General features: G+C 66.6%; 24 protein-coding genes. 7 read left to right on the top strand and 17 right to left on the bottom strand.

Going from position 1 to position 25,720, the window contains the following annotated elements; genetic code table 11:
* Nucleotides 1–29 precede the first annotated feature (29 nt).
* Entirely contained in the window at nt 30–719 is a 690-nt protein-coding gene (locus tag AB3X99_RS31795) for a heavy metal response regulator transcription factor (RefSeq protein WP_042265081.1), read from the top strand.
* Complete coding sequence (locus tag AB3X99_RS31790) at nt 716–2,155, top strand: heavy metal sensor histidine kinase (protein WP_342950231.1); 1,440 nt, start codon at nt 716–718, stop codon at nt 2,153–2,155. Before AB3X99_RS31795 ends, AB3X99_RS31790 begins: the two co-directional genes overlap by 4 nt.
* Before the next feature lie 8 nt (nt 2,156–2,163).
* Here AB3X99_RS31790 and AB3X99_RS31785 read toward each other — a convergent pair whose 3' ends face one another.
* Together AB3X99_RS31785 and AB3X99_RS31780 are read right to left on the bottom strand one after the other, a co-directional pair.
* Nucleotides 2,164–3,255, bottom strand: coding sequence for an AI-2E family transporter (locus tag AB3X99_RS31785; RefSeq protein WP_069268711.1), 1,092 nt, complete (start codon nt 3,253–3,255; stop codon nt 2,164–2,166).
* A gap of 102 nt (nt 3,256–3,357) precedes the next feature.
* Nucleotides 3,358–4,515: a metallophosphoesterase gene (locus AB3X99_RS31780; RefSeq protein WP_069268712.1), complete on the bottom strand. Its 1,158-nt coding sequence runs from the start codon at nt 4,513–4,515 to the stop codon at nt 3,358–3,360.
* Nucleotides 4,516–4,947: 432 nt separating this feature from the next.
* Here AB3X99_RS31780 and AB3X99_RS31775 point away from each other — a divergent pair, with 432 nt between their 5' ends.
* Entirely contained in the window at nt 4,948–5,283 is a 336-nt protein-coding gene (locus tag AB3X99_RS31775) for a hypothetical protein (protein WP_069268713.1), read from the top strand.
* Between the two features lie 115 nt (nt 5,284–5,398).
* Nucleotides 5,399–5,995, top strand: a complete 597-nt coding sequence (locus AB3X99_RS31770; RefSeq protein WP_368619156.1) for an alpha-ketoglutarate-dependent dioxygenase AlkB — start codon at nt 5,399–5,401, stop codon at nt 5,993–5,995.
* A gap of 134 nt (nt 5,996–6,129) precedes the next feature.
* On the opposite strand, the gene mdcH is transcribed toward AB3X99_RS31770, so the two are convergent.
* Genes mdcH through AB3X99_RS31730 form a run of 8 tightly spaced genes read right to left on the bottom strand, consistent with a single transcriptional unit; the run spans nt 6,130 to nt 13,132 of the window.
* The gene (mdcH, locus tag AB3X99_RS31765; protein WP_368619155.1) at nt 6,130–7,068 is read right to left on the bottom strand and encodes a malonate decarboxylase subunit epsilon; all 939 of its coding nucleotides are present in this window, start codon (nt 7,066–7,068) and stop codon (nt 6,130–6,132) included.
* Nucleotides 7,065–7,742 carry a malonate decarboxylase holo-ACP synthase gene (locus AB3X99_RS31760; RefSeq protein ID WP_368619154.1) on the bottom strand — a complete coding sequence of 226 codons (678 nt, stop codon included), beginning with the start codon at nt 7,740–7,742 and terminating at the stop codon, nt 7,065–7,067. The genes mdcH and AB3X99_RS31760 overlap by 4 nt, the downstream gene beginning before the upstream one ends.
* Nucleotides 7,742–8,557 carry a biotin-independent malonate decarboxylase subunit gamma gene (mdcE, locus tag AB3X99_RS31755; protein WP_368619153.1) on the bottom strand — a complete coding sequence of 272 codons (816 nt, stop codon included), beginning with the start codon at nt 8,555–8,557 and terminating at the stop codon, nt 7,742–7,744. The genes AB3X99_RS31760 and mdcE overlap by 1 nt, the downstream gene beginning before the upstream one ends.
* Complete coding sequence (locus AB3X99_RS31750) at nt 8,554–9,435, bottom strand: biotin-independent malonate decarboxylase subunit beta (protein WP_368619152.1); 882 nt, start codon at nt 9,433–9,435, stop codon at nt 8,554–8,556. Before AB3X99_RS31750 ends, mdcE begins: the two co-directional genes overlap by 4 nt.
* Nucleotides 9,432–9,734, bottom strand: coding sequence for a malonate decarboxylase subunit delta (locus tag AB3X99_RS31745; RefSeq protein WP_042265098.1), 303 nt, complete (start codon nt 9,732–9,734; stop codon nt 9,432–9,434). Before AB3X99_RS31745 ends, AB3X99_RS31750 begins: the two co-directional genes overlap by 4 nt.
* Nucleotides 9,722–10,678, bottom strand: a complete 957-nt coding sequence (locus AB3X99_RS31740; protein WP_368619151.1) for a triphosphoribosyl-dephospho-CoA synthase — start codon at nt 10,676–10,678, stop codon at nt 9,722–9,724. The genes AB3X99_RS31745 and AB3X99_RS31740 overlap by 13 nt, the downstream gene beginning before the upstream one ends.
* Nucleotides 10,679–10,683: 5 nt before the next feature.
* Nucleotides 10,684–12,357 carry a malonate decarboxylase subunit alpha gene (gene mdcA / locus AB3X99_RS31735; protein WP_069268719.1) on the bottom strand — a complete coding sequence of 558 codons (1,674 nt, stop codon included), beginning with the start codon at nt 12,355–12,357 and terminating at the stop codon, nt 10,684–10,686.
* Complete coding sequence (locus tag AB3X99_RS31730) at nt 12,341–13,132, bottom strand: GntR family transcriptional regulator (protein WP_342950240.1); 792 nt, start codon at nt 13,130–13,132, stop codon at nt 12,341–12,343. Before AB3X99_RS31730 ends, mdcA begins: the two co-directional genes overlap by 17 nt.
* A gap of 217 nt (nt 13,133–13,349) precedes the next feature.
* Between AB3X99_RS31730 and AB3X99_RS31725 the strand changes: the two genes are divergently transcribed.
* The gene (locus AB3X99_RS31725) at nt 13,350–14,651 is read left to right on the top strand and encodes an MFS transporter (protein WP_069268720.1); all 1,302 of its coding nucleotides are present in this window, start codon (nt 13,350–13,352) and stop codon (nt 14,649–14,651) included.
* A gap of 21 nt (nt 14,652–14,672) precedes the next feature.
* Here AB3X99_RS31725 and AB3X99_RS31720 read toward each other — a convergent pair whose 3' ends face one another.
* Complete coding sequence (locus AB3X99_RS31720; protein WP_342950242.1) at nt 14,673–15,599, bottom strand: DMT family transporter; 927 nt, start codon at nt 15,597–15,599, stop codon at nt 14,673–14,675.
* 136 nt (nt 15,600–15,735) lie between these two features.
* Between AB3X99_RS31720 and AB3X99_RS31715 the strand changes: the two genes are divergently transcribed.
* Nucleotides 15,736–16,605, top strand: a complete 870-nt coding sequence (locus AB3X99_RS31715) for a LysR family transcriptional regulator (RefSeq protein ID WP_069268722.1) — start codon at nt 15,736–15,738, stop codon at nt 16,603–16,605.
* Here the strand turns inward: AB3X99_RS31715 and AB3X99_RS31710 are convergent.
* The 6 genes from AB3X99_RS31710 to AB3X99_RS31685 form a co-directional block, all read right to left on the bottom strand.
* Entirely contained in the window at nt 16,593–17,642 is a 1,050-nt protein-coding gene (locus AB3X99_RS31710; protein ID WP_368619150.1) for an ABC transporter ATP-binding protein, read from the bottom strand. The genes AB3X99_RS31715 and AB3X99_RS31710 overlap by 13 nt on opposite strands.
* Before the next feature lie 37 nt (nt 17,643–17,679).
* Nucleotides 17,680–19,323, bottom strand: a complete 1,644-nt coding sequence (locus AB3X99_RS31705) for an ABC transporter permease (RefSeq protein WP_368619165.1) — start codon at nt 19,321–19,323, stop codon at nt 17,680–17,682.
* Between the two features lie 55 nt (nt 19,324–19,378).
* Nucleotides 19,379–20,335, bottom strand: a complete 957-nt coding sequence (locus AB3X99_RS31700) for an iron ABC transporter substrate-binding protein (RefSeq protein WP_368619164.1) — start codon at nt 20,333–20,335, stop codon at nt 19,379–19,381.
* Nucleotides 20,336–20,440: 105 nt separating this feature from the next.
* Complete coding sequence (efeB, locus tag AB3X99_RS31695) at nt 20,441–21,748, bottom strand: iron uptake transporter deferrochelatase/peroxidase subunit (RefSeq protein ID WP_368619149.1); 1,308 nt, start codon at nt 21,746–21,748, stop codon at nt 20,441–20,443.
* Nucleotides 21,749–21,750: 2 nt separating this feature from the next.
* Nucleotides 21,751–22,911, bottom strand: coding sequence for a hypothetical protein (locus tag AB3X99_RS31690; RefSeq protein ID WP_069268726.1), 1,161 nt, complete (start codon nt 22,909–22,911; stop codon nt 21,751–21,753).
* Nucleotides 22,912–23,005: 94 nt separating this feature from the next.
* Nucleotides 23,006–24,520, bottom strand: a complete 1,515-nt coding sequence (locus AB3X99_RS31685) for a carbohydrate porin (RefSeq protein WP_368619148.1) — start codon at nt 24,518–24,520, stop codon at nt 23,006–23,008.
* A gap of 321 nt (nt 24,521–24,841) precedes the next feature.
* Between AB3X99_RS31685 and AB3X99_RS31680 the strand changes: the two genes are divergently transcribed.
* Nucleotides 24,842–25,708 (top strand): arylamine N-acetyltransferase, encoded by an 867-nt coding sequence (locus AB3X99_RS31680; protein ID WP_368619147.1) that lies wholly within the window; start codon nt 24,842–24,844, stop codon nt 25,706–25,708.
* The last annotated feature ends 12 nt before the right edge of the window (nt 25,709–25,720 follow it).

Raw genomic sequence — 25,720 nt, 5'->3', positions numbered from 1 at the left:
CAGGGCAGCGCGCGAAGAGGAGGGCGGGCATGAAAGTATTGGTAATCGAAGACGAGCGCAAGGTCGTCGACTACTTGCGTAGCGGACTCACGGAGCAGGGCTGGGTCGTGGATGTCGCCATGGACGGCGAGGAAGGCGCGTGGATGGCCACGGAGTACGACTTCGACGTGATCGTGCTCGACGTCATGCTGCCGAAGCTCGACGGCTTCGGCGTACTGCGCGCCGTGCGCACGAAGAAGGACACGCCGGTCATCATGCTGACGGCGCGCGACCGCGTGGACGACCGTGTGCACGGTCTGCGCGACGGCGCCGACGACTATCTCACCAAGCCGTTCTCCTTCCTCGAGCTCGTCGAGCGGCTGCGCGCGCTCACGCGGCGCGCACGCACGCAGGAATCCACGCTGATTTCGGTGGGCGATCTGCAGGTGGATCTCATCAGCCGCCGCGCGACGCGTGACGGTGTGCGCCTCGATCTCACGGCGAAGGAATTCCAGTTGCTTTCGGTGCTCGCGCGTCGGCGCGGCGAGATTCTTTCCAAGACGCTCATCACCGAGCTGGTCTGGGACGTGAATTTCGAAAGCAATGCGAACGTGGTGGAAACGGCGATCAAGCGGCTGCGTGCCAAGCTCGACGGCCCGCACGCGGCAAAGCTGCTGCACACCATACGCGGCATGGGCTACGTGCTCGAAGTGCGCGAGGAAGGAGGCCAGACGTCATGAAACGCTCGATCTCGCTGCGGCTTTCGGCGATGTTCGCAGCGGTGTCGCTCATCGTGTTCACGCTCACGGGCGCGGGCCTCTTCTTCCTGATGCAGCGTCAACTCTTCAACGAATTGCGCGAAACGCTCGACACGCGTGCGCGCATTGCGAGCCTGATCGTTTCGCACGCACCGGACGTGCAGAAGTGGGCCTTCGTGCAGGAAAAGCTGCGCGACCTCTCGCCTGCTGACAGCCGCATGCATTACTACGTCGAAGGCCCCGATCCGCGCTTTCGTTTCGGTACGCCCATCGTCGGCAAGGTCACCGGCGACGTCGGCCCGAATCATCTGCTCGTGCGCCCACCCGGCTGCAGCTACGACATCATCACGACGACCTTTATCGTACCCGCGAGCGGCGACCGGCCTCAGGTGAAACTCGTGGTCGGCAGCGACTGCGTGCGCACCGAAGGCATGCTGCGGCGCTTCGGCATTGCGCTCGGCGTGCTGATCGCGCTGTCCACCATTGCAGTCGCGCTGCTGAGCCGCGCGGTGACGCGCTTCGGACTCGCCCCGCTCACGCGCCTCTCGCGCGAGGCCTCGCAGTTGAGCCCGTCGAACCGGCGCCAGCGTCTGCACTCGGACGAACTGCCCGAGGAGTTGCACGAACTCGCCACATCGTTCAATGGCGCGCTGGAGCGTCTCGACAAGGCCTACGAGCGGCTCGAATCATTCAACGCCGATGTGGCGCACGAGCTGCGCACGCCGGTGAGCATCCTGATTGGCCAGACCCAGGTGGCACTCACGCGCGACCGTTCGGTCGAACAGCTGCAACAGACGCTGCAATCGAATCTTGAGGAATTCGAACGATTGCGCGTGATCGTGAACGACATGCTGTTCCTCTCGCGCAGCGATCGCGGCGAACGCGCGACCGACCTCACGGAAGTGTCGTTGCGCTCGGAGATCGAACGCATGCTCGATTTTCTGGAGATGCCGCTGGAAGAGGCACAGCTGCGCGTGGAAGTGCAGGGCGATGCGCGGGCTTGGGTGAATACATCGCTGATCGGCCGCGCCGTGAGCAATCTGTTCGTCAACGCGATCCAGCATTCGCAGCCCGGTACGACGTTGCGCGCGACGGTCGCGCCGCAGAACGGTCACGTCGAGATCGCCGTGTCGAACCCCGGCGAGCCGCTCGATCCGGTCACGCGCGAGCATATTTTCGACCGCTTCTACCGCATTCAGGAGGCGCGCTCGAACAGCCACGAGAATCACGGGCTCGGGCTGTCGATCGTCAAGGCCGTGGCGGAAATGCACGGCGGCACGGTGTTCGTGCGCAGCGCGGACGGCATCAACACGTTCGGTTTTTCGGTTGCCGTGGACGGCGCCGAAGCGCCCGAAGCGCCTGTTGCCGGTGTTGCACGCCAGGGCCGCGCCGGCGTGCCGCTGCACGTTTCGCCATAGCGCCGCGCTTAGACGGGCTCGTCTTCCACGGGCGTGCTTTCGTTTTCGATGTTGTGCTGGTCCTTGCGCAGCAGGTCCCAGCAGCTGATGAAAAGCGCGGCGACGAGCGGCCCGATCACGAAGCCGTTGATGCCGATGAGCGAAATGCCGCCGAGCGTCGAGATCAGCACGACCCAGTCAGGCAGGCGCGTGTCCTTGCCCACGAGCACGGGGCGCAGCACGTTGTCGACGGTGCCGATCACGACGGAGCCGAAGACGATCAGCCCGACGCCCTTCGCCACCGCGCCCGTGGAAAGGAAGTAGATCGCAATGGGCCCCCACACGAGCGCCGCGCCCACGGCGGGCAACAGCGAGAGCAGCATCATCACGAAGCCCCACAGCAGCGCCCCCTGAATGCCGAGCACCCAGAGCGCGATACCGCCCAGGCCGCCCTGCACGACCGCCACGGCCACGTTGCCCTTCACCGTTGCGCGGATCACCGTCGTGAACTTGCGCATGAGATGCAGCTTGTGCTGCTCGTCGAGCGGAATGGCGTCGCGTACGAGCCGCGAAATTTCGCGGCCGTCGCGCACGAGGAAAAAGAACAGATAGAGCATCACGCCGAAACTCACCAGAAATTGCAGCGTGTTCTGCCCGAAGGAGAAAGCACGCGTGGCGACGAACTGGCTGATCTCTGCGGCGCCCGCCGAAAGGCGCTGCTGCAGCCCGGGCAGATCCATGAGGTCGTAGCGCGCTAGCAGGTTCTGAATCGACTCGGGCATGGCATGGACGATCTGCGTGAAGTAGGCGCCGAAGTCGAGGCTGCCGCTTCGCACCCCCTGATAGGCCAAGGCGACCTGCTGCACCAGCGTGGCCGTCACCAGCGTGAGCGGAAAGATCACGATGACGAGGCAGATGGTGAGCGTAATGAGCGCGGCGATATTGCGCCGCCGCCCGAGCCGGGCAACGAGCCGGCGCTGCACGGGCTGGAAGATCAATGCAAGTATGGCGCCCCAGAGCACCGTGCTGAAGAACGGCGCGAGGATGAAGCAAAGCGCGATGGACACCGTGAACAACAGCAAATAGAACGATGTCTGGTGAAGCTGCTTGTTGCCTTCCATGTGCGATGGATTCCAGTTAAAGCGGCAGGCGGACGAACGGCGGCATCGTCCGATGATACCGGCAAGGCCGCGCGGGCCGTCGGGCGCAGCGCGCCCAGGGGTTCACTGTGCGCCCACCAGCCGCACGCGCGTGATTTCCGAAGGCGCGCCAAGGCGCTTGGGCGGCCCCCAGTAGCCCGTGCCGCGGCTCGTGTAGACCCACAGGCTGCCGAGCTTTTCGAGGCCCGCAGTGAACGGCTGCTGCAGCCGCACGAGAAAATTCCACGGGAAAATCTGGCCGCCGTGCGTATGGCCGGAGAGTTGCAGCGTGAAGCCCGCATCGACGGCGGCGTGGGCCGTGCGCGGCTGGTGCGCGAGCAGCACGCGCGTGTTGACGTCGGCGGGCGCGCCGCGCAGCGCTTCGGCCGGATCGCTGCGGTGCGCGGGATCGAACTGGCCGCCCGTGTAGTCGGTCACGCCGGCCAGCACGAGCCGCGCGCCGCCATGCTCGATCACCACATGCTGGTTCATCAGCACCGTGAGGCCGATGCGGCGGAACTCGGCAATCCAGGCGTCCGCGCCCGAGTAGTACTCGTGGTTGCCGGTCACGAGATACACGCCGTGATGCGCGTTGAGCTTGCCGAGCGGCGCGGTGTGCGCGGCGAGATGCGCCACGCTGCCGTCCACCACGTCGCCCGTGATAGCGACCACGTCGGCGTCGAGCTGGTTCACGGCGCGCACGATGGCGTCGACGTAGCCGTGCTTGATCGTCGGGCCGACGTGGATGTCGCTCAGTTGCACGATCGTGAAGCCGTCGAGCGCGGCGGGCAGGCCGCGAATCGGCACCTCGACGTTGCGCACGCGCGCGCGCCGCCGCGCGTTGAAGAAGCCGAACCCGGAGGAGAGGAACGCAAGCGCGATCACCGCGGCGGCGCTCACGGTGCGCCAGCCGGCGAGATCGATGGCTTTGGGCCACAGTGCCTCCACGGTCATGGCCGAGGCGAGCACGATGTCGCGCGCGATCGTCAGCATGAGCAGCGACGAGAAGAAGCCCATGGCGAGCATGCCGATCCAGGCGAGGCGGTCGCCGAGCGGCTGGCGCTTGAAGCGCCGCGCGAGCATGCCGGGCGGGATGAACAGCACTGAGAGCACGAGCCACAGCACGGCGAGCCACTTGCCGGCGGCTGGCACGCTCAGGTCGGGAATCAGGCGAAAGCCGACATAAACATGCAGCAGCACGCCGATGGCGATGAAGCGGACCAGAAAGGAGAGTCGGGGCATGGCGGCGCGAACGGATGGGAGCGGACCGGCGTAGGCTGGCGTGCCGGGCTCGGCGCGCTGCAGCAAAGCCCAACCATCGAGGCCCGGTCGAAACCCGGCCGACCGGGCAGTAGAGGTAGGCTGCGTTGCATTTTACCGGCGCAGCAGACTTCGTGCCGATAGATGGCGGCGGATTGGGGTTTGCGCGCTGCGATGCATCATCGACGTGCATCGACATACATGCATGCGTGTATGCGTGGGCCTTGACGCTTTCCCGCCTCCGACTGTGGCAGTGCGGCATTTCCCTGGATTGCCAGCGCGATCTCACCCGTCGCACTATGTTCTCGTTGGGGCCGAGCGCACTCTATTAAACGTCCATTGAATCGGCCCTTGCGATGGACTATGCTCGAAATGAGGCCCGCGTGGTTTCGGGCGCTCTGGGGGAGACGGATCATGAAAGGAATCCGGCCGGTCGCACATGGGCTGCATGAGGGTTTGCATGGTCGTCACGTCGGGCACGAGGGCAGCCATGTCATGCTGCCGATGGTCGTTCTGTCGATCATGGCCATCGCGCTGTATATCGCGGTCAAGAACATCGACATTCTCGAAATTGGCCGAAGCGCGTTGTTCGATGTCGTGATGGTGTTCGTCGCGCTCGGTATTGCGGGCATGTTCGGCGTGCTGGGCGCCTGGCTGCGATCCCGCACCACCGACGAACCCGCCGAAGGCTTCTGCTTCGTCGGCGCGCTCATCGGCGCGGCGGTGTTCTATATCGCACTGCTCACCTGAATCGCCTGTTTGTCGTTTCTGTTGATTCGCAATCCTGCGGGAGGCGAGGGCGGGCGGCGGCCGGGTCCGCGCCATGCGAAACTGGCTGCTTTCCCGCTCGATAGAAGCACGCCCGATGTTCGATCTTTTCGACGATACGCCTGCCCCTGACGTGGCATGGCATCCGGCATGGCTCGCGCCAGAGCCGGCCGCCGACGCGCTCGCGCGCATCATAGCCGAGGCCGACTGGCGCCAGGAACGTATTCGCACGCCCGGCGGCTGGGTGGACCAGCCGCGCCTCACGGCCTGGCAGGGCGACGAAGGCGCGATGTACGTCTATTCAGGCATCCGAAACATCCCGCAGCCGTGGACGAGCCAGGTAGCCGAGCTGCGCGACGCCATCTCTGCGCTTTGCGGCGTTCGCTTCAACAGCGTGCTGCTCAACCGTTACCGCACGGGAACGGACAGCATGGGTTGGCACGCGGACCACGAACCCGAACTCGGCCCTGAGCCGGTGATTGCCTCGCTGAGCCTCGGTGCGACGCGGCGCTTCGACTTGCGCCACAACGCGACGGGCGTGGTGCGTTCTTTTCAGCTGACGAGTGGCAGCCTGCTCGTGATGCAGGGCAAGACCCAGGCGCAATGGCGGCATCGCGTGCCGAAGGAGCCCGCCGTGAGCGGCGAACGCGTGAGCCTCACGTTTCGCGTCATAATGCCACGTTTGCGAAAATAGGCGCCTAGATCGCTGTGGAAGGGTATTAAATCGCCGATGTTCAGTGCGCGGACTATGCTCGCGCGAGTAGCTGGGCGCTAAAAATAAAATAAGAATTTATGCGCATAAACGCCAACTCGGCATTTGCGCGGCGATCAGCCGTCCTGGCCGAGCCGGCGCCGCACGATTGCGACGAGACGCTCCAGCGGCAAACTCGAGCCCGCGAGCGCGGTCACCTCGGGATACTGCTCGCGCGCGATGTCCGTGAGCACCTGGCCGGGCGGCGCTTCGACCAGCACGCTTGCGCCCGACTCGATCATGACGGTGAGCGCGTCGTACCAGCGCACCGTGTAGCGCATATTGGTGGCGAGATCGGCGCGGACGGCGTCGGCGGTGTAGAGGGGTCTGCCGCCGCGATTGTCGACGTAGACGCTGCGCGGCGTACGAAACGGTATGTCGCGCGCCCACTCGGTGAGCGCATCGGCGGCATCGGCCAATAGTTCGCAATGCGAAGGAACGGCCACCGCGAGCCGTTGCGCCTTGCGCGCGCCAGCGGCGAGCGCGCGGGCCGCGAAGGCTTCGAGCGCGCCGTCGGCGCCGGCCACGACGATCTGGCGCGGCGCGTTGACGTTCGCCACATACACTCGCTCGCCGCCTTCGCGCGCATGCGCATCGGCGAGCGTTTCGACCTGCGTCTCGCTCAGCCCCGCGACGGCCGTGAGGCCGTAGCCCGAGGGCCACGCGTTTTCCATCAACTCGGCGCGTTTGCGCACCATCCGCAGTGCGTCGCCAAACGCCAGGGCCTCGCAGCTTACCGCGGCCGCATAGGCGCCCACGGAAAGCCCTGCGCTGAATTGCGGCGCGAGTCCTTCGTGCGCGAGCGCACGCGCCACGGCCACGCCCGCGACCACGAGGCCGATCTGAACGGCAATTGTGGAGCGCAAGGCGTCGCCGCTATCGAGCGTGATGACGTCGAAGCCGAGTGCCGCCGACGCCTCGTCGAGCGTGGCCCGCACGGCGTCGTGTTGCGGCAGCCTGTGGAGGAAGCCGGCGTTTTGCGCGCCCTGGCCCGGAAAGAGCAGGGCGAGCGTCATGCTGCTTGCCACGGGTCGGCGACAAGTTGCGCACCGCTGGAAGCGCGCGCGAGCACGCGCGGCTTGTGGGCAGCGAGTTCGGCGAGCGCGACACCGCCTGCGGGCGTTTCGAGTTGCGCGTCGATGCGTGTGCCTGCGCGGCTGGCGGCCTGCGCGAGCGTCTGCGCAAGCGACTCGATCGCCGCGCGTGAGACGCGTTGCGGCAGGCGAATCAGGATGTCGAGATCGCTCGATGCGGTGAGGGTGGGTACGCCCGTGGCGAGTTCGAAGCCGGCGCTGCCCGTTGGGCCCCAAACGTAACTGCGCAATGGCGAGGCGCCCGTGCGCAGGGTAGCAAGCGCGATGAACGCAGGCAGTGCGCGGCGTGCGCGAAGCGGCTCAACGCCGAGCAGATCCTCCGGACTGGCAGATGATTCGATATCCTCAGTATTGAGCCAGGTGCCGAAGCGCTCCGAACGTACGCTGCCGCGCACGCCCACAGCCACGAAACCCGCCGCCGCGCACGTGCGCCGCACGACCACCCAGGGCGCGCGCGCGAGCGCGCCGCGTACCCAATCCGGCTCGTCGCCTGATGGGGGGTGGCGCGCGATGCGCAGCAAGTCGTGCGCGCGCCAGCGCGTGTCGTCCACGCGCGGCGCATCGGCAGCGAACGGCGGGGCGGCGCACACGCGCATCAGCTAGCGTCCCACTGTTGCGCCAGACGCTTGCGCACCTCGATCGATGCCGCACGCGTACGCTGCGCCGACGCGCCTTGCAGACGATGCGCGAGGCCGCTCTTGTCGCCGCGTGCTTCCCGCACCCTCTGTGCGAGCACATCGCGCACGCGTGCAATCTGTGCATCGCTCGGCGCGTCGGCATCGACGCCTTCGATCAACTCGTCGAGCAGACCGAGCTTCGCGAACGAAGCCATCGAATACGACATCGGCACGATCTTTTCGCCCAACTCGTCGAGGTCCTCGACGCTGCGCCGCGTGACCCGCGCCGCCGCTTCCTTGCCCATGGCGTGGACCATCGTGCCGGGCGCGTCGAGCGCGACGATGCGGTTGGCCTGATAGCCGTGCGCGAGGAACGCGCCCGACATGGCGGGCCCGACGATCAGCGCCACTACGGGATGCCCCGCGAGCCGCGCGCTCGCGTAGGCGTCCACGGCCGAGGCGCAGGCGAGGTGAATGCCGAGCATCTCCTCGCGATAGCCGTAGGCCTGGCTCTTCACATCGACGATCGCAATGATGGGGCGGCGCTTGCCGCTCGCGGCGTCCTCGGCAATCGCTTCGCGCACCGCCTTCGCGAGACGCCAGCCCTGTTCGAGGCCCACCACGTTGTCGCGCGCACGCGGAAAGCGGTTCGCGGGATCGGGTGCGACAGTGATGAAGCGCGCGGTCTCGTCGTCGAGCGGCGCGTCGGCGTATTGCACGCACGCGCCTTGTGTGTCTACGCCCGCGAGGGCGCGCAGCCAGCGTGAACCGCGGCTCGTCGTCGTGTCGTTCATGCGCTTTCTCCGCGCAGGTTCAGGGGCGAAGCGGCGAACACCGCACGCATCGTTTCGGGGGTGACGCTGGCGGGATCGATCTGCGCGAGTTTCGCGAGCATGGCATCCACATCTGCCGAGCGCGGCGTGTGCGGCGCGCCTTGTGCAAACGCCGCGCGCACGGCGGCGCGCACGTCGTCCACGGCGTCTTCGACGAGCGCATCGGCGAAACCGGTTTGCGCGCGCTGCTCGCCGCCGATCAATTGCCACACCTGACGGCGATCGCTCGAATCGAGTTCCTCGATGCCGGCTTCCTGCTCGATCACCTCAGGGCCATTCATGCCGAGGCGCCCTTGCTTCGTCATCACGAGCGTCGAACACAGGGCCGCCGCGAGCGACATGCCGCCAAAACAACCCACCATGCCCGCGATCACGCCGACCACGGGCACATGCGCGCGCAACGCGACGATGGCCGACTGGATCTCCGCAATCACAGCGAGGCCGAGATTGGCCTCCTGCAAACGCACGCCACCGGTTTCGAACAGGATGACGGGCCGCACGATCTTGCCGCGCTCGCAGTCGGCGAGCGCCAGTTCGAGTGCGGCGGCGATCTTGCTGCCCGACACTTCGCCGATGCTGCCGCCCTGGAACGCTGATTCGATCGCGGCTACGACAGCGGGCTGCCCGTCGATGGTGCCGCGCGCGATCACTGCGCCGTCGTCGGCCTGGCAGACGATGCCCTGCAACGGCAGCCACGGCGATTCGATACGGTCGAAGGGCCCAAGAAGTTCTCGGAACGTGCCCGCGTCCAGCACGGCGGCCGCGCGTTCGCGCGCGCTCAATTCGATGAAGCTCTCGCGCAGCAGCGCGCCGGGCGTCAGTTGATTTGTGCTGCTCATGACTGCGCCTCCTGCGCGGCTTCCACGGCTTCCGCGAGACGGAGCGCCACCACGCCGGGCGTGGCGCCGAAGTCGTTGATCTCGATGAGCGCCGCGCCGTCGTAGCGCGTGAAGAAGCGGTCGAGCACGCTCTTCCAGATGTGGCTATAGCCGTCCACGCTCGTATGCACGACCACGCGTGCCTGCATGTCGCTCGCGGGCTGCAGCAGCACTTCGAGATCGCCCGAGCCCACCACGCCCACGTGGGCGCGCGTCGTCACGGCGCGTTGCGCCGGATAGTCGAATGTCAGTTGTTCCATGAAACCGTCCTCCCGCCCATGCGGTGCTGAACCAGTCTGTCGATGAAAAGCGTCGCGGCAAGCAGATCGGCCGCGCCACCCGGCGATGCGTTGAGTGCGAGCAACGCGCGTTCGAGCGCATCGAACGCGGCGCGGCCGGCTTGCGTGGCAAGGCCGCCCGCGTCCCGTACGCGCTGCGCGCCCGCTCGAGCGGCCTCGCGCCCGGCGAGCCCCGAGCGATGCAGCACGCAGGTGTCGTCGAGCGAGGCCATGATCGCGAGCAAGGCGTCCACGCGCGCGTGGGCTTCGTCGTGGCCTCGCGCGCGCGCGGCGTGCAGTGCGGGCAGGCCCACGCGCACGACATGCGGAAAACCCTCTTGCGCTTCGCTGCGCGCACCGCCTACGTTGTAGCGCTGACGCACGCGCTCGCCGTTGCTTTGCACGGGCTGCGCGAGCAGGTCGTCGAAGCGCGCGATCTGTGCAGCCGTTTCGCAGATGTGCGCCGCGTGGGCATATTCGCTGTCGCTGCTTTGCGGCGTATGCACGATCGCCGCGCCCGCCACCAGCAGACCGACAATCCAGATCGCGCCGCGATGCGCGTTGCTGCCTTGCGTCGCGCGCATCATCGCGGCTTCGCCGGCACGGCCGATGCGTGCGAGATCGGTGCGCAGCGCCGTGCCGGGCGCGGCCCGGCGCGAAGCGCGCGCGAGCGCTTCGAACGTGGGCTCGAGCGCATGCGCCGAGCGCAGCATCGTCGCGAGATCGAGATCGCTGTGCGCGCCGCTACCGCGTGCGTCCACGAGCGCGGGCTTGGGCGTGAGGCGCGCCTCTTCGATCAGCGCGTCGCGGGCGAAGCGGGCGAGCTGCGCGTCGCAGGAGGACGGCCGCGAGTCGCTGGCGCACGGGAGCCGCCGCGCGAGACCCGCCGAGCCCTCGGCAAGCACCGTAAGAGGAAGCGTACGCATCGCGCTTACCAGCTACGGAATCGGGCCGGCGGCGTATAGAGCCCGCCCGACCACGTCACAAGATCGTCGATGCTGCGTGCCGCGAGCAGCGAGCGCTTGGCCTCGCCGCGCAAAATGCCGAGATCCTCGGGGAACTGCACGATGCCGCGGCGGCGCAGTTCGTCGGTTTTCTGCTGCTGGGCGCGCAGGCCGATCGGCGTCACGCCCGCCACGGCCGCGAGCGCGGCGCGGCGCTCGTCGATGCCCTCTGCGCGATGCAGGTGCGCAATGCCTTCTTCGGTCACGACATGGCTCACGTCGTCGCCATAGATCATCACGGGCGCGACAGGCATGCCGCTCTTCTGGCCCACGGCGATGGCGTCGAGTTCGTCGACGAAGGTCGGCTCGCCGCCTTTCTTCCACGTTTCCGCCAGTTGCACAACGAGCTTGTGGCCGCGCGAAACCGGGCCGTTGTCCTTGAGCAGCTTGAGCCATGCTTCGCTCGCATGGCGCCGACCACGCGGATCGTGGCCCATGTTCGGCGCGCCGCCAAAGCCCGCGAGCCGGCCGCGCGTGACGGTGGACGAGTTCGCGTCCGCGTCGATCTGCAGCGTCGAGCCGATGAAGAGATCCACTGCGTATTGCCCCGCGAGCTGGCACAGCACGCGGTTCGAGCGCAGGCTGCCATCGCTGCCCGTGAAGAACACATCGGGCCGCGCGGCGATATAGGCTTCCATGCCCACTTCGCTGCCGAAGCAATGCACGCTCTCCACCCAGCCCGATTCGATGGCGGGAATCAGCGTGGGGTGCGGATTGAGCGTCCAGTTGCGGCAGATCTTGCCCCTGAGGCCCAGCGATTCGCCGTACGTGGGGAGCAGCAATTCGATCGCGGCGGTGTCGAAGCCGATACCGTGATTGAGCGCGGCGATGCCATAGGGCGCGTAAATGCCCTTGATGACCATCATCGCGGTGAGCACCTGCAAGTCGCCGATGTGGCGCGGATCGCGCGTAAAGAGCGGCTCGACCGCGAACGGGCGGTCGGCCTGCACGACCACGTCGACCCACGAGCCGGGAATGTCCACGCGCGGCAGTTCATCGACAATTTCGTTGACCTGAACGATCACGATGCCCTGGCTGAACGCGGCGGCCTCGGCGATGGTCGGCGTGTCTTCGGTGTTCGGGCCGGTGTAGAGATTGCCGTGGCGGTCGGCTTTCTCGGCGCACAGCAGCGCGACCTGGGGAATCAGGTCGACGAACATGCGTGCGTACAGCTCGACATAGGTATGGATCGCGCCCACTTCGAGCTGGCCGTCTTCGAGCAGTTGCGCGACGCGCAGGCTCTGCGGCCCCGCGAACGCGAAGTCCACGCGGTGCGCGATGCCGCGCTCGAACAGCGTCAGATGCTCGGGGCGGCTGATGCTCGAAATGAGCAGGTGAACGTTGTTGACCTTGGCCGGATCGGCCTTGGCCAGCGAGCGCGAGAGGAAGTCGGCCTGCTTCTGGTTGTCGCCTTCCAGCGCGACGCGGTCGCCCGGGCGGATCAGCAGTTCGAGCGCATCGGTCATGCGCGAGGCGGGCAGGACGCCGTCTTCGAGCCAGCCCGACACGGCGGCGAGGCGGCGGGCCTTGTCGTCGCGGCGCGTGGTCCACGAACGCGGCGCGAGGTCAGGCGAGGTTGGCGTATCAGCTTGAGGCTTCATCGGCAGTTCGGCTCCGTGAGCGGGAAGAGGCGGCGCGCGGTTTTGCGGCGGCAGTTTGCACCGAAGGTGGCACTGAAGTTGCCACTGCAGGCAGCGCGGCGCGCTCGGTCAGGAAACGGTAGATGAGTTCGCCCGTGCCGAGCAGGTGCTCGGCCACGAGCTTTTGCGCGGTGAGCACGTCGCCGCGCTTCACGGCGGCGAGAATTTCGGCGTGCTCACTATCGGATTCGCCCTTGTATTCGGGAAAGCCGAATTTCAGGCGCAGATAGCGTTCGCCGCGGCGATGCAGGGCGGTGAGCATCTCCATGAGCTGCGGGCGGCCGGCGGGCGCGTAGAGGTTCATGTGAAAAGCCTCGTTGCGCGCGACATAGAGCGACGGATCGCGTTCGCGTTTCGCGGCGGCGGCCAGCGCGGTCACTTCGCGCAGCGTGGCGCTCGTGTGATTCGGAATGGCGAGGCCGAGCGCGAGGCTTTCGAGCGCGGAGCGGATCTCGTAGATCTCGCGCGCTTCGTCGGCGGAGAGCGAGGCCACGCTCGCGCCCTTGTTTACCTCGATCTTCGCCCAGCCTTCGCTCGCGAGCTGGCGCAGCGCCTCGCGCACGGGGATCGCGCTGACCGAGAAATGCCGCGCGATCGCGTCCTGGCGCAGCGGCGCATTGGGCGCGAGCTTGCCCTCGACGATCGCGCTGCGCAGGGCGTCGGCGATCATGCGCGAGGTGCTGGTGCGAGGCGCTGCCGCGCCTTCCAGGGGAAAACCATTCGTTGCGTCGCTCATGAGATCAAATATTATATATAAAACGACCAAGGCGAAAGCCTCGAAAACCCGCAACGCCGAAACACCAGATTCACTATAGACGGGTAAGAAGAACGGGGGCTTACAGGGAGTTCCTGAAGAGGGCCGGCACTGCCGCGGCCTGCATTTCCGCGTTTCGCGGCGTGCGTGCGCATCTTGCTGCGTGGGCTGGCGAGGCATCAATGGAGAGATGAGCATCATGAATTCGATCACCGAGTCCGCACGGCGAACTCGCACCAAGACACCGCTCAACCGGTCGCAGATCGCCGGTTTCTGGGGCGCCTGGGCAGGCTGGACGCTCGACGGGATGGACTCGTTCATCTACGCACTCGTGCTCACGCCCGCGCTCACGGAGCTGCTGCCGCGCTCGGGCTATGAGGCGAGTGCGGCGAACATCGGGCTTGCCGGCTCGATCCTGTTCGCGCTCTTCCTCGTGGGTTGGGGGCTGTCCTTCATCTGGGGGCCGCTTGCGGACCGCTTCGGGCGCACGCGCGTGCTGGCCGGCACCATCTTCATGTTTGCGATCTTCACGGGACTTTCGGCTACCGCGCAGAGCGTCTGGTCGCTCGGCATCTATCGCTTTCTCGCGGGCGTGGGCATCGGCGGGGAGTGGGCGCTCGCGGGCACTTACGTGGCCGAATCGTGGCCCGAGGATCGCCGCAAGATGGGCGCGGGCTATCTGCAGACCGGGTACTACGCGGGCTTCTTCATTGCGGCCGCGCTCAATTACACGGTCGGCGTGCACTTCGGCTGGCGCGCCATGTTCCTCACGGGTGCGGTGCCGGTGGTGGTGGCCATTCTCGTGCTCACGCGTGTGGAGGAGCCGGCCAAGTGGCAGAAGTCGGAGGCGAGCCATGTGCACCGCGGCCACCCGCTGCGTGAAATCTTCGGCGATGTCTACCGCCTGCGCACCGTGGTGGCGTGCGCGCTGCTGACCATCGCGATCATCGGGTTGTGGGCAGGCGCGGTTTATGAGCCGTCCGCCGTGATCCAGCTGGCGACGAAGGCGGGCGCGAACAAGTCCGAGGCGATCCGCACGGCTTCTATCGCCACGGGCATCCTGTCGATCGGCACGATTCTGGGTTGTCTCGCACTGCCGCCCATGGCCGAGCGCATCGGCCGCAGGTGGACGCTCGCCGTCTATTTCGCTGGCATGGCCGTGACGATCGCGGCGAGCTTCGGCTGGGCGTTCTACCTGCAGAACGGACTCGTGCCGTTCATCGCGCTGCTCTTCGTGCTGGGCTTCTTCGGCGGCAACTTCGCGCTGTTCAGCCTGTGGCTGCCCGAACAGTTCGAAACGCGTGTGCGCGCAACGGCGTTCGCGTTCTGCACGTCGTTTGGCCGCTTCGTGGGCGCGGGCGTGAACTTCCTGCTTGGCGCGGCCGTGCTGCGTATGCATACGCTCGGCGTGCCGGTGGCGCTCACGGCGCTGGCCTTCGTTCTCGGGCTTCTGATCATTCCGTTCGCGCCGGAAACGAAGGGTCAAACGCTGCCGTCCTGAGCCCGATATGCGGCGCGTTGGTTAGCGCCGCGCCTTCACGAGCCTCGGCGGCAACAGGCGCCAGCCGAGATTGACCCCGAGGCTCGCCGCCACGATCAGCGCCATGCCCGCAAGCTGCGGCACACTCAGTGCGCGACCGTAGACGATCGCATCGACGGCGATCGCAGTGAGCGGATATACGAACAGCAGCACGGCGATCACGGGCGTGGTCAACATCGGCAGCGCGCCGTAGATCAGCACGTACGATAGCCCCGTGTGCAGCACCCCCATGCCCACGAGCCAGCTCCATTGCGTGGCCGAGATATGCACGAGTTCGAGCGGCGCAAAAAATGGCGCGATGAGCGGCAGGCACACGGAGCCCACCACGCATTGCGTCAGCGTGAGCAGATGCGGGCGAAAGTTGCGCAGGCTCTTGGCGATCAGTGTGACGCTCGCATAGAGCACCGAACCGCCCAGCGACTCGCCAATGCCGATCATGTAGCTCGTGCGATCGGCCACATGGGCTTCGGCGAGCACGCCGGAAGCGAGCACGAGCCCCACGAACGCGATGCCGATCCAGCCCAGCCGGTCGGCGCCGAGCCGCTCATGAAAGATCGCCGCGCCCATCAGCACGACCCAGAACGGCTGCACATGGAACACGACCGTCGAAACGGCAATGCTCGTGCGATGGATCGCGTCGAAGAAAGCCACCCACTGCGTGACCATCAGCACGCCTGAAATCACCGCGAGCGCGAGCGTGCGGCGCGTGAACTGCCGCGGCGAGAGCCAGCCCTTGTACGCGCAGTACCCGGCGAGCGCGAGCATGCCGAAAAAGCAGCGGAAGAACACGAGCGTGAGGGCGCCGAGACGCGCCTCCTCGACGAACACGCCGATCGTGCCCATCAGGAGGCCGCCGCCCGCGAGCATGAAGACGCCTTGCTGACGGTTGCCGTGATGTTCGGATTGCATGGCCGGAGCGGGGGGATCGAAAGGGGGTTGGAGACAGGTTAAGTATTCGCCGGTTGCGGGGCGCGGGCAAACGAATTAAATTGAAGAATTCCATCAACGCAGCTTATGAATAGGCCGCGACCCGGCCACCCAGCGTATGAACCCCGAATTCGACATCGATTTGCTACGCACCTTCGCCGCCGTCGCGGATGCGGGCAGCTTCACGAAGGGTGCCGTGGCCGTGCATCGATCGCAGGCGGCGGTGAGCATGCAGGTCAAGCGGCTCGAGCAGATGCTGGGCACCACGCTATTTACGCGCGATACGCGCAATCTCGCGCTCACGCGCCCGGGCAACACGCTGCTCGAATATGCGCGGCGCGCGCTCGATCTGCAGGAGGAGGCGTGGGCGGCGCTGGTGCGGCCCGAGGTGACGGGGCGCGTGGTGCTCGGCGCGCCTGACGACTATATGGCGTCGCTGCTGTCACCGGTGTTGCGGCGCTTCTCGACGCTTTATCCGCATGTGGAGATCGAGATCGTCTGTGCGCAGAGCGTCGCGCTCGGGCCGATGCTGGCGGACAACAAGATCGACATCGCGTTCGTCACGCGTGACCGCAAGATGCGCGGCGAGTTCGTGCGCGCCGAGGAGATGGTCTGGGTGGGGTCCGCCACCGATCCCGCGCCGCTTGCCATGTCGCCGTTGCCGGTGGGGCTCTACGAGCACGGCAGCGTGGCGCGCGCGCATACCGTGGCGGCGCTCGACGGCGCGCACATCCGCTACCGCGCTGCATATAGCAGTGCGAGCTTGATGGGTTTGACGGCGACGGTGGAGGCGGGCATTGCGATCGTCGCGCTCACGCGCTGCAGCGTGCCGGCGCGCTTCGCGATCCTCGGCGAGGCGCAGGGTCTGCCGAAGATCGAGCCACTGGAAATCGTGGTGGCGCGCAGTGTCAAATCGAACCGGCCGACTTGCGACTACCTCGCGCAGCAGATGGTGCAGGACCTTTCGGTGCCGCGTCAGCGCGGATAGACGCTCACTTCTCCGCCCACCGCGAGCCGCACGCGCTCGCCTTCGCGCGGCGTGCGATAGCCGGGCACGCGCGCTCGGACCGTTGCGTGCGCATCGATCAATTGCAGCGTGAGCGCGGCATCCTGGCCCTGGAAGGTGATGGCCTGCACCACCGCTTCGAGCGCGCCGTCGCGCTGGTCGGTTTCGGGGAGCACGTCGATCTGCTCGGGGCGCAGCATCACATCCACGGCGCCTTCTGCCGCATGCTGGTCTGGCTGGATCGGCAGCGCGCCGAGCACGCAATGCGCCCGCCCGTTGGCCACCGTTCCCCGTAGTAGCACCGCCTCGCCGATGAAGGCCGCGAGTTCGCGCGTGGCCGGGCGGCGATACAGCGTTTGCGGCGGCCCGCTCTGCAGCAGCTTGCCGCGCCACAGCACGGCGACCTCGTGGCCGAGCGAGAGCGCCTCGGCCTGGTCGTGCGTGACGAGCACGGCGGTCGCGCCGGCAGCGGCGAGCGCGCGCGCCACGGCTTCGCGCGTTTCGACGCGCAGCGCGGCATCGAGCGACGAGAATGGTTCGTCAAGCATCACGAGGCCGGGCGAGGGCGCGAGCGCGCGAGCGAGCGCCACGCGCTGCTGCTGGCCACCCGAGAGCTGTTGCGGCGCGCGCAAAGCATAGGATTCCGGAAGACCGACGAGTTCGAGCAATTCGGCCACGCGATGATGCGTGCGCCGCTGCGCACGCGGCAGGCCGAACACGATGTTCTCCGCAACCGTGAGGTGCGGAAAGAGCGCACCCTCTTGCGGCACGTAGCCGATATGACGTTGCTCGGTCGGCAGATGCAGCCGGTCTGCGGCGACGCGGCGGCCGTCGATCTCGATCGTGCCGGCGTCGGCGCGTTCGAAGCCGCACAGCACGCGCAGCAGCGTGGTCTTGCCGCTGCCCGACGGCCCGAGTAGCGCGACGAGCGAACCCGAGCGCACGGAAAGATCGATGCCGTGCAGGACCGGATGGCCGTCGAAGGCCTTTTTCAGGCCGGAAATGCGAAGTGTGCTCATGGGCTAACTTGGGGCTAACTTTCGGGCTAACTGAGGCTCAGGCGTCGTCGGGCGGCGCGTTGATCGTATCGACCGGTATATTGACCGTTGCATGGCCCGCGAGCGCGGAGCGGCCCGCAAACGCGAACAGCAGACCCGAAGCGGCGAGCGAAAGTGCGGTGAGGAGCGCGGCATAGGGCGCGGCGGCCGCGAAGGCGAGCGTCGAGGTGTCGGTCCAGACCTGCGTGGCGAGCGTGTGCGTGCCGATGGGCGCGAGCAGCAGCGTGGCGTTCAGTTCGGTGACCACCGAGATGAATACCATCGAGGCCGCCGCGCCGAGGCCGGGACCCGCGAGCGGCAGCACGACGCGGCGCAACGTTGCGAACCATCCCAGGCCGAGCGCGCGCGCCGTATCTTCGAGGCGCTGCTGTGCTTGAAGGAGCGCTGCGCGCACACTAACGAGAGCCAGCGGCAGACAGAGGATCGCGTACGCCGTAATCAGCAGCGTGGTGCCCTGGTAGAGCGGTTCGAGCGCGCGTACCGCGAGGGAAACGATGGCAAGCGCAATGACGAGACCGGGCACGCCCTGCGCGATGAAGGCCGTGCGTTCGAGAAACGTGGCGGCGCGGCCGGGATGGCGCGCGAGCAAATACGCGAGCGGCAGCGCGAGCAGCGTGGTGAAAAACGCGGCCGTGAGTCCGAGGCGCAGCGAGGCGAACGTGGTCGAAACCAGCAACTCAGGCGAGACATCGGCGGGCGTGATCGCGGCGGCGCCGGGCTGCGTGAGCCAGTAGCCGATCATCGCGAGCGGCACGCCTAGCGTCGCCACATTGAGCGCGACGAAACCCGCCGCCATAGGCCAGCGCCAGCGGCCGAGCGCATGGCGCACGCTCACGCGGCGCGCGCCGCGATCCACGCGCTCGTAGCGCGCGCGTCCGCGCACGCGGAACTCGAGCACGAGGCACACGAGGCAGAGCAGGATCAGCACGCAGGCCAGCAGCGAGGCGCCGCCGCCATCGAAGCTCGTGCGGTATTCCGCGTAGATTTCGGTGGTGAACGTGCGAAAGCGCAGCAGCGTGAATGCGCCGAATTCGGAGAGCACGCCAAGCGCGACGAGCAGCATCGAGCCGAACAGCGCGGGACGCAGTTGCGGCAGCACGACGCGCACGAAAACAGCCCAGCGGTTGCAGCCGAGCGCGCGCGCCGATTCTTCGAGTGCGGGATCGAGGCCGCGCAGCGCGGCGGCCACGGGCAAATAGACGAGCGGGAAGTAGGCCGTCGTGATGACGATGAACGCGCCGAGGAAGTCCTGCAAATCGAGGCTCAGCGAGACCCACGCGTAGCTCGTGACGAACGCGGGCATGGCGAGCGGCGCGGCGGCGAGGAGCGCCCAGGCGCGCCGCCCCGGCACGTCGGTACGCTCGACGAGCCACGCCACCGCGGTGCCGAGCACAGCACAGGCGAGCGTGGCCGAAACGGTAATCGAGAGCGTGTTGACGAGCAACTCGCCAACCAGCGGCCGGAAGATCAGTTCGGCGGCGTCGGCCAGACCAAAGGACAGCGCGCGCCAGAACGTCAGCGCGAGCGGCAGCAGCACCAGCAGCGGGCCGAGCGCAGCGGCGGCGAAGAGCGCTCGCGGCGCACGCCGCCGCGTGCGCTGGGGCGGGACCCCCGCGACATCGACTTGATGAGACTTTGGCACGGCTTGTGCCGTCGTCACTGCTTCGCTCACGATATTGCTTCGTACTCCATGCCGATTACAGCAGGCCAGCCTGACGCAGCAGCTTGCCCGCCTGGCTGTCGTCGCCGAGCTGCTGGATGGTCAGCGCGGGCGGCTTCAGCTGCTCGAACGGCTTGTTGATGGGGTCGCTCGCCACGCCGGGACGCAGCGGGTACTCGTAGCTGATGTGGTCCTGCGCCATCAGCTTCTGCGCGCGCTCGCTCACGAGATAGGCGAGGAACTTCTGTGCCCCGTCCACATTGTGCGCGGACTTCATCACGGCGGCACCCGAAACATTGACGAGCGCGCCCACGTCGCCATCGGCGAAGTGCGCGACGGCGCTTTGCGTCTTCTTGTCGCCGATCTCGGCGTGCAGGCGGTCCCAGTAGTAGTTGTTGATGATGCCGGTGGCGACCGCGCCGCGATTCACGGCAGCGACCACGCCTTCGTCGTCGTCGAAGATCTGCGAGTTGGTCTTGAGACCCTTGAGCCATTCGAGCGTGGCGGCCTCGCCCTTCACGGCGAGCACGGCGTCGACGAGCGGCAGGAAGTCGGCGTCGCTCGGCGCGATGCCGACCTTGCCCTTCCATTCGGGTTTGGCGAGATCGAAAATCGACTTCGGCAATTGCGCGGGCTGCACCTTGGCCGTGTTGTACGCAAGCACGTTCTCGCGCGCGGTCACGCCCACCCATTGCCCTTGCGGTGAGTTGAAGCGTTCGGGCACGACCGCCAGCGTCGCTTTCTGCACGGGGGCGAGCAGACCCTTTTCTTCCAGCAGCATCAGTTCAGGCGAGTTTTCCGTGAAGTAGACGTCAGCGGGCGTCTTTTCGCCTTCGGCGACGAGCTGGGCCGCGAGCGCCGGGCCTTCGCCGCTACGGATCTTCACGTCGATGCCGGTCTGCTGCTGGAAGTCTTTCGCAAGCTGGTTCACGACCTGCTCGTGCTGTGCGTTGTAGAGCGTGATCGAGGCCGCGTGCGCGGCGAGCGGCAGCATGCCGGCAAGCGCGAGCGAGAGGGTGGCGGCGCACAGCGGCGCGCGCATCATGGATAATTTCATATTGCTTCGTTGTCCGTTGTTATCGATTGAACTAAAGCGATCTCAGGCGCTGAACAGCTCCGCGCCGATGAACGAGCCCGCCTTCGCGCCGGGCGGGCACGCGAAGATCGCGCTGCCCACGTGCGTCGTGAACTGGTTCATCATGTCGAACTTCGCGAGCTTTTCGTTGATCGGAATGAAGCCCGTACGCGGATCGCCCTGGTGGGCAATGAAGATGAGGCCCGCGTCATATTCGGTTTCCTGGCGCCACGGCGGCCAGCGCTCGATGTAGAAGTCCGTGCTGTCGTTGTACGAGTACGAGCGGCGCAGGATCTGCGCGCCGTTGTTCGACGCGCGATTCGAGAGACGCACGTGCGAGTTCTCGGGAATCTGCGGATTGCCGTCCTTGTCTTGCGCCTCGAGATCGACTTTGTCGAACTCCTTCATCTGGCCGAGAGGCGCGCCGCTGTATTTGTGGCGGCCGAACACCTGCTCCTGGAAGCCCAGTTCCATCTGGTCCCAGTGCTCCATCGTGATGCGGATGCGGCGCACCACGGTATAGGTGCCGCCCTGCATCCAGGGCGCGTCGGCGGCGGTGGCCCAGACGAACTGGTTCATCGCCTTCGGGTCCGTGGTCGGCGGGTTGTTCGTGCCGTCCTTGAAGCCCATGAGGTTGCGCGGTGTTTGCGCGCGCGGGCCCGAGAGAAAGCCCGCCTGGCCCCAGCGCATCGTCAGGATTCCATAGCCTTGGCGCGCGAGCTGGCGCACTGCGTGGAAAGCGACTTGCGCATCGTTGGCGCACGCCTGCACGAAGAGATCGCCGCCGGTTTTTTGCGCGATCAGCTGGTCGCCGTTGAAGCGCGGCAGGTCGACGAGTGCGGCGGGGCGCTTGCGCGCGAGACCGTAGCGATCCTTGTCCTGCGACGTGAAGAGACCGGGGCCGAAGCCGAAGGTGACCGTGAGGCCCGCCGGGCCGAGGCCCAGCACGTCGCCGGAGTCGGCCGCGGGGTGGTCGTCGCCGGTGTAGTCGAGCGCGGCAGCGGGCTGCGCCTGGCTCATGCGCGCCGCAGACTCGGTCCACTTGCGCAGCAGGTTGATGACGTCGTCGCGCGAGGTCGTCGTGAGGTCGAAGGCCGCGACATACGTGTGCGCCTGCTGCGGCGTCACGATGCCGCCCTGGTGCTCGCCGTAGAACGGCTCGACGGCGAGCATCGGGTCGGCGGGCATCGCGTGATGCTTTGCCTCGGCGGCCTGGGCGAGGCCGCTCGTGGCCGCGCCTGCGCCGAGGCTCGCGCCGAGCGCAGCGCCGGCTTTCAGGAAGCCGCGACGCGCGGGGCGCGATGGTTGGTTAGGGGTATCGTCGGAGGACATGATTATTTAGCCAGCACGAGAGTGTTCACGTCGTCTTCCACGTAGTAGAAGCCGTCGCCTGCCGGGGTCAGCGCGATGCCGAAAAGATCGCCGTTGCCCGGAGGCGTTTGCGCCTTGTCCGTATCGATCCAGCGCGCGTACAGCTGCTTTGCCGCGGCCGGATCGATCTCGACGACCTGGCCGTTCAAGGCATTCGTGACGAGCAGGTGGCCCTGCGGCGTGGTGATCATGGCGAGCGGACGGTGCAGCAGGCCATCGGCGGTCAGTTGGCGGCCCACGCCCGCGCTCGTGTCGCGCGTGAGCGGGTCTTCGATCACGTTGATGCGGTTGCCGATTGCGTCGGACACATAGAGCAGCTTGTTGTCCGCCGAAAGCGCGAGGCCGGTCGGGCCGACGAGGAAAACGCCCTTGTCTGCCTGCGCGCCGAAGCCGCTCGCCACCACGGTTTCGCTCTTCAGGACCGGTGCCTGGCCGCTCGGGATGTCGAGGTCGAGCCGCAGCACCGTGGCCTGCTTGAACACGGGCGGATTGCCGTCTGCGCCGCCGACGCCGAAGCCCGCATTGCTCACGAACAGCGTGGCGTGGTCGCCGTTGTCGACCACGGCCATGTTGCCCCACGGGTCATTGATGTTGGGACTGCTGATGACCTTGGCAATCTTGCCGCTGCTGTCGAGCACGATCATGCAGCCCGCGCCCTTGGTGCCGGTCGTGCCGTCGTTGCTCGGCGTGCTACCCACGATGACCCAGCCCGACTTGAGCATCGTCATCGCGGTCGAAAGGCCGACGCCGCCCGGGCACTCCTTGAGATCGCGCGGAATCGTCGCGAACAGCGACATCTGCTTCGTGTCGGGGTGATAGTCGATGATCGTGCTGCCGGTGCCCTGCAGGTTGGCCGCGTTGTTGAAGTTGTCGACCAGCACGTCGCCTTCTTTCACCGCGCCGGAGGAAACCGGCGCGACGAAGATCGCATACGGGTTCTGGTCGCCGTTGTCGGGCACGGTGTTGATGAGCGTGGTGTGATGCTTGACGGTCTCGAGCAGGCCCTGCGGGTCGGCGTGAGCGGCGAGCGGCGCGCCGGCGAGCGCCGCCGCGGCGGCAAGCGCGAGCGCGGAGCGGACCGCGTGGGCCGTGCATTGCAGGAGCGTGCGCGTAGCGTGTTTCATACTGAATCTCCGTGCCTCGCGCGGCCGGCGCGCACGCCGGCGGGAAGACGCGAGGACTTGGGGTTGAACATGGGTCGGGTGCGCTTGCGTGGGCTTAGAACGTGATGTTGGTCCGCACGCCGATCACGAACGTATTGCGCAGCGGCGCGGTCGGATCCTGCGGATTCTGGCCGGCGCCTGCGTTGAACGTGTATTGCGCGTCAGCCTGGAGAATCCACCACGGCGTGACCTGATACTGATAGGTGGCTTCGAGCGCGGTTTCCTGCGTGCGCACGCCGTACGGACCGCCAGTAAACATCTGCTGGTCGAGGTCGAGGTTGTGCACGTTGTTGCCGACCTTGATGTAGGTGGCGGCAAGGCCCACGCGGTCGTTATCGCGTCCCTTGAACGGCGCCTTCATGACGATGCCGAGGTTGGCCGCGAGGCTCACGAGATTGCGGTCGCCGGGCGCGCCCATCACGCGCGCGAATACGCCGATGCTGCGCGGCTCGTCCGGATCGGGACGCCAGATCATCTGGTCGGCCACCGCATAGAAGCTGTAGTTGCCCTGGTGCTGCGCCGGGATGCCGGTCGAAGCCGGATTCGCGAGCGAAAGGCCCGTGTTGTCGAAACGCTGGTCGGCAAACGAGTTGGTGTTGTACCAGAAGCCAACCTTGTAGGTGCCGGGCAGGCCGTGATTGTCCGCACTGACCAGTTCGCCTTCGGACGGCTGGTTGATGGCGTACTGCAGCTCGCCGATCCACAACGTGCCGTTGCGCAGATTGAAGTTCGTACCACTAAGGTTGTTCGGATCGTTGCCGAGCGGGTCGCCTGAGAACACGCCTGCGAGTGCCGTCAACGAAGGTGTGATCTGCCCGCGCACGCGCACGCCGAGACCGGCGAGCGGATAGGCGGGACCGCCCGAGGGCATGTCGTACGAAGGCAGCGCCGGCCAGCCGAACATCGTGTTGATGAAGAGCGCCCCGTACTGGCTCACGATGAATTCCTGGTCGAGACTCTGCTGACCGATCTTCACGTCGAGGCGCTTGTTGAAGAACGATTGCTGGTACCACAGCTCCCACAGGCGCGTGGTCGGCGTCGCTTCGATGCCGCTCGCCGTGTTCAGCGTGCCGAGGTTCGACGTGCTCAGGTTGGTGCCGTGGATCTGCAGGGCGCTCACGTTGAAGAGGCCGCCCGGAATGCCGAGCGCCTTGCTCGTGTCGACCTGAACCGTTGCCGTTGTGAGGCCGTCGTACGCGCCGCCGGTCTTGAGACCGCCGCGCAGGTTCGCGAGGTACTCGCTCGTCTCCGTGAGCTGGAACGTCACCCCGTATTTGCCGAGCCACGGCCGCAGGCCGCCCATGTCGCCGAGCATGTTCTGGCGCGTCCAGAAGCCCGTCCAGAAGTTCGACGGCTGCGCCTGAATGGCGAGGTCGGCTTCCGGCGCTTCTGGCGCGGCGTCGGGGTTCGCGTTGCTCTGGGCGCGTGCAGCTCCGCTCGCGAAAGTCACGCTCGCGGCAAGCACGGCAATGGCGCGCCACGCCGGTGCGCGCCGACGCGCCGGGCGGCCCGGCGCTGCGCTGCGCGAGCAGGCGAGCGCAGGCACGCGGACGGTTCGGGTCAATTCCATCGTATTCCTTACTTATTGAAATGTTTGCTTGATTGATCGCGTTGGCATTTGTTATTCGCAAGCCGCTGAATACCCGACATCTCCAGACGGCGCCATCGTACTAACAGTAAATGCGAGCGTCAACAAAAACGAGAATGATTCGCAACTGTCTTACGCCTGTTTTACGCAGGATCACAGGCATTCTTGCGAAGTGCTTTCATTTGTGTATTTACAGATTACAGATCGTTAGCGTTTGATGAATCAGTCAGGCGAATGAAGTCGCTTATCATCGCGTGTGCGTACGCATGTTTTGCCGCACAAACTTCAAGACAAGCTGGCTCCATGACCGACATTTCCCCAGGCAACGAACTCGATCTCGACGCGTACTTCGCCCGCATCGGCTACGACGGTCCACGCACCGCGACACTCGCCGTCCTGCGCGAACTGCAGCGTCTGCACCCGCTTGCCATTCCTTTCGAGAATCTCGATCCGCTGGCGGGACGGCACGTATCGATCAAGCTCCCGGACATCGTCGCGAAACTCGTGACGAAGCGGCGCGGCGGCTACTGCTTCGAGCACAACACCCTGCTCGCGCACGTGCTCATGCAACTGGGTTTTACGGTCACCCCGCTCGCCGCACGTGTGCTGTACGGTCGTGAGCCCGGCGCTCGCACGCCGCGCACGCATATGCTGCTGCGCGTGGAGGCGCAGGGCGATACCTGGCTCGTCGACGGCGGCTTCGGTGCCGCGACGCTGCGCGCGCCGCTCTCGTTCTCGACCGATGCGGAACAGCCGACGCCGCACGAACCGGCGCGGCTCGTGACGTTGTCGGCGAACGAGCGCAAGCTGCAATTGCACGATGGCGAGAAGTGGTTCGATCTCTATCGCTTCGAATTGACGCCTGCCGAGTGGGTCGATTACGAAGTGGCGAACTGGTACACGTCGGCGTCGCCCGAGTCGTTCTTCACGTTCAGTCTGATCGCGTGCATCGCGCGCGAAGGCGGCCGCGCGATCCTGTTCAACGAGCGTTTTACCGAGCGCGATGCGCAAGGCCAGGTGAGCGAGGAGCGTAACCTCGCCAATGGAGCGGAACTCGCGCACTGTCTGCGCGAACGCTTCGGCATCGATATCGCGGGCGGCGGCGCGGGGCAGCGTATCGATGCCGACGCGCTATATGCGCGCATGGCGTCGCACAGCGCCACGCAGTAGGCGCGAGCGAAC

The organism is Paraburkholderia sp. BR10882, from assembly GCF_040948855.1.
Lineage (GTDB): Bacteria > Pseudomonadota > Gammaproteobacteria > Burkholderiales > Burkholderiaceae > Paraburkholderia > Paraburkholderia nodosa_A.
This window is presented reverse-complemented; position numbering and strand designations above follow the sequence as displayed.

What these genes read in the sequence shown, in the direction of transcription:
- AB3X99_RS31795 (WP_042265081.1), top strand. Translation starts at nt 30, where the DNA reads ATGAAAGTATTGGTAATCGAAGACGAGCGCAAGGTCGTCGACTACTTG.
- AB3X99_RS31775 (WP_069268713.1), top strand. Translation starts at nt 4,948, where the DNA reads ATGAAAGGAATCCGGCCGGTCGCACATGGGCTGCATGAGGGTTTGCAT.
- AB3X99_RS31780 (WP_069268712.1), bottom strand. Translation starts at nt 4,515, where the DNA reads ATGCCCCGACTCTCCTTTCTGGTCCGCTTCATCGCCATCGGCGTGCTG.
- AB3X99_RS31685 (WP_368619148.1), bottom strand. Translation starts at nt 24,520, where the DNA reads ATGGAATTGACCCGAACCGTCCGCGTGCCTGCGCTCGCCTGCTCGCGC.
- AB3X99_RS31770 (WP_368619156.1), top strand. Translation starts at nt 5,399, where the DNA reads ATGTTCGATCTTTTCGACGATACGCCTGCCCCTGACGTGGCATGGCAT.
- AB3X99_RS31725 (WP_069268720.1), top strand. Translation starts at nt 13,350, where the DNA reads ATGAATTCGATCACCGAGTCCGCACGGCGAACTCGCACCAAGACACCG.
- AB3X99_RS31790 (WP_342950231.1), top strand. Translation starts at nt 716, where the DNA reads ATGAAACGCTCGATCTCGCTGCGGCTTTCGGCGATGTTCGCAGCGGTG.
- AB3X99_RS31680 (WP_368619147.1), top strand. Translation starts at nt 24,842, where the DNA reads ATGACCGACATTTCCCCAGGCAACGAACTCGATCTCGACGCGTACTTC.
- AB3X99_RS31745 (WP_042265098.1), bottom strand. Translation starts at nt 9,734, where the DNA reads ATGGAACAACTGACATTCGACTATCCGGCGCAACGCGCCGTGACGACG.
- AB3X99_RS31730 (WP_342950240.1), bottom strand. Translation starts at nt 13,132, where the DNA reads ATGAGCGACGCAACGAATGGTTTTCCCCTGGAAGGCGCGGCAGCGCCT.
- AB3X99_RS31715 (WP_069268722.1), top strand. Translation starts at nt 15,736, where the DNA reads ATGAACCCCGAATTCGACATCGATTTGCTACGCACCTTCGCCGCCGTC.
- AB3X99_RS31785 (WP_069268711.1), bottom strand. Translation starts at nt 3,255, where the DNA reads ATGGAAGGCAACAAGCAGCTTCACCAGACATCGTTCTATTTGCTGTTG.
- AB3X99_RS31740 (WP_368619151.1), bottom strand. Translation starts at nt 10,678, where the DNA reads ATGCGTACGCTTCCTCTTACGGTGCTTGCCGAGGGCTCGGCGGGTCTC.
- AB3X99_RS31690 (WP_069268726.1), bottom strand. Translation starts at nt 22,911, where the DNA reads ATGAAACACGCTACGCGCACGCTCCTGCAATGCACGGCCCACGCGGTC.
- mdcE (WP_368619153.1), bottom strand. Translation starts at nt 8,557, where the DNA reads ATGAACGACACGACGACGAGCCGCGGTTCACGCTGGCTGCGCGCCCTC.
- AB3X99_RS31750 (WP_368619152.1), bottom strand. Translation starts at nt 9,435, where the DNA reads ATGAGCAGCACAAATCAACTGACGCCCGGCGCGCTGCTGCGCGAGAGC.
- AB3X99_RS31760 (WP_368619154.1), bottom strand. Translation starts at nt 7,742, where the DNA reads ATGCGCGTGTGCGCCGCCCCGCCGTTCGCTGCCGATGCGCCGCGCGTG.
- AB3X99_RS31710 (WP_368619150.1), bottom strand. Translation starts at nt 17,642, where the DNA reads ATGAGCACACTTCGCATTTCCGGCCTGAAAAAGGCCTTCGACGGCCAT.
- AB3X99_RS31700 (WP_368619164.1), bottom strand. Translation starts at nt 20,335, where the DNA reads ATGCTGCCGCTCGCCGCGCACGCGGCCTCGATCACGCTCTACAACGCA.
- efeB (WP_368619149.1), bottom strand. Translation starts at nt 21,748, where the DNA reads ATGTCCTCCGACGATACCCCTAACCAACCATCGCGCCCCGCGCGTCGC.
- mdcH (WP_368619155.1), bottom strand. Translation starts at nt 7,068, where the DNA reads ATGACGCTCGCCCTGCTCTTTCCGGGCCAGGGCGCGCAAAACGCCGGC.
- AB3X99_RS31720 (WP_342950242.1), bottom strand. Translation starts at nt 15,599, where the DNA reads ATGCAATCCGAACATCACGGCAACCGTCAGCAAGGCGTCTTCATGCTC.
- mdcA (WP_069268719.1), bottom strand. Translation starts at nt 12,357, where the DNA reads ATGAAGCCTCAAGCTGATACGCCAACCTCGCCTGACCTCGCGCCGCGT.